This window comes from Streptomyces hydrogenans, from assembly GCF_014656075.1.
Classification (GTDB): domain Bacteria; phylum Actinomycetota; class Actinomycetes; order Streptomycetales; family Streptomycetaceae; genus Streptomyces; species Streptomyces hydrogenans.
Genome location: NZ_BNBS01000246.1, coordinates 1 through 4489, shown reverse-complemented (window position 1 = coordinate 4489; position 4489 = coordinate 1). Strand labels below are relative to the sequence as shown.

4 protein-coding genes are annotated in these 4489 nt (G+C 74.5%); 2 read left to right on the top strand and 2 right to left on the bottom strand.

The annotated features are described in order from the left end of the window. A partial coding sequence (locus tag IE321_RS40830) for an SIMPL domain-containing protein (protein ID WP_268257458.1) occupies nt 1–681 on the top strand: 681 nt, incomplete at its 5' end. A gap of 233 nt (nt 682–914) precedes the next feature. On the opposite strand, the gene IE321_RS40825 is transcribed toward IE321_RS40830, so the two are convergent. Then, on the bottom strand, nt 915–1520 hold the full coding sequence (locus IE321_RS40825; protein WP_190226683.1) for a TetR/AcrR family transcriptional regulator: 606 nt from the start codon (nt 1518–1520) through the stop codon (nt 915–917). 64 nt (nt 1521–1584) lie between these two features. Then, the gene (locus IE321_RS40820) at nt 1585–2763 is read right to left on the bottom strand and encodes a glutamate dehydrogenase (RefSeq protein ID WP_190226682.1); all 1179 of its coding nucleotides are present in this window, start codon (nt 2761–2763) and stop codon (nt 1585–1587) included. Nucleotides 2764–3000: 237 nt separating this feature from the next. Here IE321_RS40820 and IE321_RS40815 point away from each other — a divergent pair, with 237 nt between their 5' ends. Then, nucleotides 3001–4242 carry an MBL fold metallo-hydrolase gene (locus IE321_RS40815; protein WP_190226681.1) on the top strand — a complete coding sequence of 414 codons (1242 nt, stop codon included), beginning with the start codon at nt 3001–3003 and terminating at the stop codon, nt 4240–4242. Nucleotides 4243–4489 lie beyond the last annotated feature (247 nt).

Below are 4489 nucleotides of genomic sequence, written 5' to 3'. Positions count from 1 at the left end.
CCCGCGTCGGCCGCCGCGCCGGAGCGCTCCGTCCGGCGCGCCGGCGTCCGGGGCGAGGCCCCCGCCACGGCCGAGGTCACGGGCAGCGGCAGCGCCACCGCCGCGCCCGACCTGGCGATCCTGTCGGTGGGCGTGGAGGTCACGAAGCCGACGGCGAAGGAGGCGATGGCGGCGCAGAGCACCGCCGCCGAGGCGCTGCTCGCCGTGCTGCGCAAGGAGGGCGTCGAGGACCGGGACATCCGCACCGACAGCCTCTCCCTCAACCCCGTCTACACCCAGACGACCGGCGGCGAGTCCAAGGTCACCGGCTACCAGGCGAGCCAGACCTTCTCCGTGAAGGTCCGGGACATCGACCGCGCCGGACAGGTCATCGGGGCCATCAACGGCGCCACCGGGGACGCGGGCCGGGTCAACGGCGTCGTCTTCGACGTGGCCGACCCGAAGGAGCTGCGCGCCAAGGCCCGCGAGGCCGCCTACAAGGACGCGTACGACAAGGCGTCGCAGCACGCCCGGCTGAGCGGCCACCGCCTCGGCCGACTGGTCTCACTGAGTGAGGGCGACTCGCTGCGCCCCGGCCACGGAGCGCTGCCGTCCATGCCGGCCGACGAGCCGAGCGTCCCGCTCGCCCCCGGCGAGATCGAGGAGCAGGTCACCGTCTCGGCGGTCTTCGAACTGATCTGAGGGAGGGGTGGAAGGGCGGACGATCGGAGGACGGAGGGACGGACGAGGCGGCCGGGCGGCCCGGCGCAGAGGCGGAGGGACGGGCGGGGGGTCGGGGTGGGCCTCGGATCCGCCTCGGGTCTGCACGCGGCCTCGGGTCCGTACCCGCCCTCGGGTCTGTACGCGCCCTCGGGCCCGTACCCGGCCGCGGATCCGTATCCGGCGCCCGACCCGCCCCCCGCTTCTCGCTCGGGTCAGGGCCCGGTCGTCGGGAGGCCCAGTTCGCGGGTGAGGGCCGCGTCGGCCCATTGGAGCATGGCCGTGCGGGAGAGGCCGCCGGTGTAGACGGTCGTCTGGACGGCGAGGCCGTCCAGGTAGGCGGTGAGCCGCCAGGCGGCGCCGGCCGGGTCGGGGCAGGGGAACTCGCCGGCGGCGACCCCCTCGGCGATCACGGCGGTCAGCGCCGCCTTCCACGCCTGGTCGAGCGAGGCGGCGACCCGGCGGAGCTCCGGGTCGCGCAGCCCGGCCGCCCATGCCTCGATCCACAGCCGCCAGCCCTTGGCCTGGCCGGTGGGGGCGTACCAGCGGACGGCGGCGCGCAGTCGCCGGGCCGCCGTCGAACGGCGCCCGAGGATCCGGCGGAGCTCGGCGAGATCGCCCTCGGCGGCGTGCTGGAAGGCCGCCGCGACCAGCTGTTCCTTGGTGGAGAAGTGGTAGAGCACGAGCGCGTTGCTCACGCCGAGGGCGGCGGCCACGTCGGCGATCCGGACGGCGGTGGCACCCCGGGCCTCGATCTGCTCGACGGCGGCCCGCAGCAGCTCCTCGCGCCGCTCGGCCACGCTCAACCGCACTCTCGCCACGCCGTGCAGCCTACACAGCACGGACGGCACGGAGTCATGATCGTCAAGGGGCCCGGGGGTGCCGTCAGTACCAGCCGTACCGCTCGGCGATCACCGGCAGTCGTTCGGCCACCAGGGCGTGTGCCGCCGTGCGGGGGAGCACGCCGTCGGCCTCCGCCCGGTCGAGCACGGCGCCCGTCAGGTCCCGCATCGCGCTCCGTACCCGCGCGAAGGACTGGTCGGCGTCGGCCTCGACGTCGCCGAAGAGGGTCCACCACCACCAGGCGTTGGTGCAGGAGTTGACCACCACGTCCGGCAGGACGGTCACCCCGCGCGCGGCGAGGGCCTCCTCCGCCTCGGGGAGCACCGGCATGTTGGCGGCCTCGGCGATCCAGCGGGCGCGGATCCGCCCCTGCTCGGCCGCGCCGATCGCGTAGGAGACGGCGGCCGGCACCAGCACCTCCGCGTCGACGGCGAGCCAGGCGTCCCCGGGCGCCTCGCGGTCGCCGGGGCGCAGCGCCGCCCGGTCGACCGTGCCGTGGCCGTCCCGGGCGGCGATCAGCGCCTCGACGTCGAGCCCGTCCGGGTTCACGACCGTGCCGCGCACGTCGGCCACCGCCACCACCGTGAGGCCCGCGCGGGCGAGGAAGCGGGCGGTGGCCGCGCCCATGGTGCCGAAGCCCTGCACGGAGACCCGGGTGCCCGCGTGGGGCCGCCCGGCCCGGTCCAGCGCGACCAGCACCGACTCGGCCACGCCGAGCCCGCCGACCAGCGCGTCCAGGCCGATGCCGTCGACCTGGAGGGCGAAGGCGTCCGCGAGTCGCTTCCGGGCCGCCGCCTCGTCCTCCAGGAGCGGGAAGACGGCCTGCACCGAGGAGTCGAGCCCGGCCTCGGCCACCGCCCGGTCCACCGTCTCCTGGGTGAGCCCCAGGTCCTCCCCGGTGGTCCAGAACCGCTCCACGTACGGCCGCATCGCCCGCAGATAGCGGACCAGGACGCCGTACGCCTCCGGGGAGCGCGGATCGCAGTCGATGCCGCCCTTGGCGCCGCCCAGCGGCACGTACCGCGCGGACGGGTCGTAGTGCAGGGCCTCCTTCATGGTCATTCCGCGGGCGAGCCCGGCGACCTCCTCGGCGGTGCACCCCTCGCGCATCCGCAGCCCGCCGCTGGCCACGCCCCTGACCAGCCGGTCGACGACCAGGTGGCCACGGCGGCCGGTGACGTGGTCGGTCCAGGTGAGGGAGAGCAGCGGGGCGGCGGTCATGGGACTCCTCCGGGGCGGATTACTGAATGGCGGTTCAGTATGACCGACGGGGCGGGAGGCGCGGCCGGACGGCGGAGACGGCGCGGCCGGACGTCGGGGGGCTGCGCGCCCGGAGGGCGGGGGAGGGCGGGCCGGGACGGCAGGTGAGGGTGGGGCGGGAGGCGGCGGAGGGTGGGGCGGGACGGCCGGCCGCCCGGCCGCTCATAATGGAACGACCCCCAGAGATCAGGAGGTCCTGTGACCGGTACCGGCTCCGACCGTTCGCTGCGGGCGCGGCTGCGCGCCCTGCGGCCCGAGTCCTTCGGCGCCGAGCCCACGGGAGAGCGGCTGGCCCGCATCCGCCGCTCGCCGCACTTCGCGGACGGCGTCTTCCAGAACCCGGAGGAGGCCCGCCGCGGCCCCTCGGGCTCCACCGCCGACCTGATGAAGATCTACTTCGAGCGGGAGGCGCGCGCCCGCCGGGCCCCGGTCGGGGTGATCCCCGTCCATCCGACGACCGTCGCCGACCTCGCCCGCCCCGCCGCCACCGGGCTGCGGATCACCTGGCTGGGCCACTCCAGCGTGCTGGCCGAGATCGACGGCGTACGGATCCTCTTCGACCCGGTCTGGGGGGAGCGCTGCTCGCCCTTCTCCTTCGTCGGCCCCAAGCGGCTGCACCCGGCGCCCGCGCCGCTCGCCGCGCTCGGCCCGGTCGACGTCGTCGTGATCTCCCACGACCACTACGACCACCTCGACCTGCCGACCATCAAGGCGCTGGCCACCACCGACACCCTCTTCGCCGTCCCGCTCGGCGTCGGCGCCCACCTGGAGCACTGGGGCGTCCCGGCCTCCCGGCTGCGCGAGCTGGACTGGCACGAGTCCGCCGAGATCGGCGACCTCACCCTCACGGCGACCCCGGCCCGCCACTTCTGCGGCCGCGCCATCCGCAACCAGCAGCACACCCTCTGGGCCTCCTGGTCGGTCCGGGGCCCGCGCCACCGGATCTTCCACAGCGGCGACACCGGTTACTTCCAGGGCTTCAAGTCCATCGGCGCCGCCCACGGCCCCTTCGACGTGACGATGATCCAGATCGGTGCGTACGCCGAGTTCTGGCCCAAGAACCACACGGACTATACGCCGATGCCTGGGGCGTGGCCAGACATTCACATGACGCCTGCGCAGGGGGTTCAGGCCCATCTTGACCTGCAGGGAGGTGCTCCGGCCGGTGTGATGCTGCCGATCCACTGGGGGACCTTCAACCTGGCTCCGCATCCGTGGGCGGAGCCGGGGGAGTGGACGAAGGACGCGGCGGAGGAAGTCGGGCAGGCGGTGGCGTTCCCGCGTCCCGGTGAGCCGTTCGAGCCGGCGGGGAAGCTGCCGGCGGATGCCTGGTGGCGCCGGGTGTCTCAGCCGATCGCTCGTCCGTGGCGCCGGCCGAAGCAGGCGTCGATTTCTGCCGATGCGTCCGAGCGTGATCTCGATCTGGCGGGTGATCGGTGACGTTGGGTGAGGACGAGCTGGGCAGGGTCGTGGCCCTGCTGGCTCGTCTCTCGGCCGAGGAGCGTGATCGGGTGCTGCGTACTGTGGACGGTCCGTCCCGGGCGCAGCCTTCGGTGAGTGCCCCACGGTTCGTGCCTCTGCCGACCGGGGGGGTTTGTCCTCGGTTGTTGTCCGAACGCGCGTCGTGGGTGCCTAAGAACTGCTATCGGAATGACTTCAAGCGCCGCCAACAGATGAGTGAGCAAGC